This window comes from Dyella japonica DSM 16301, assembly GCF_001010355.1.
In the GTDB taxonomy this organism is placed as follows: Bacteria; Pseudomonadota; Gammaproteobacteria; order Xanthomonadales; family Rhodanobacteraceae; genus Dyella; species Dyella japonica.
This window is the reverse complement of the sequence record NZ_JPLA01000156.1, coordinates 1-438: the sequence shown is the minus strand read 5'-3', so window position 1 is coordinate 438 and position 438 is coordinate 1. Positions and strand designations below refer to the sequence as shown.

General features: G+C 43.6%; 1 protein-coding gene. It reads left to right on the top strand.

The window, feature by feature from the left end:
• The coding region (locus tag Y882_RS20395; RefSeq protein ID WP_046973428.1) for a hypothetical protein at positions 1-438 on the top strand (438 nt) is incomplete at both ends.

The following is a 438-nucleotide window of genomic DNA, read 5'->3' as shown; positions in this document are numbered from 1 at the left end:
GGTGCTGTTGTTGCTCAACAATTGAGTAAGTTTAATGATGCTGTTCATGCTACCCAAAGCCAGGCATTACAAGATAAACGTAAGCTCTTTGCTGCTCGTAACTTAATGAATGAAGTAGAGAGTGAACGTCAGTATCAAACAGATAAGAAAGAAGGCCCTAATGACATAGTAGCTTCCTTATCTAAATTTGGACGTGATTTTCTAGGTTCAATTGAGAATGCTGCTCAAACTGGCTCCATTATTTCCGATGGGTTAGCAGAAGGGGTAGGTTCTCTATTAGGTGCTGGTCCTGTATTAAGGGGTGCATCTTTACTGGGTAAAGCAGTTGTTCCAGCAAATACTCTTCGTAGTGCTGCATTGGCTGGTGCTATTGATGCAGGTACTGGTACTCAGTCACTGGCTCGTATTGCCTCTACTGTAGGTAGAGCTGCACCGGGT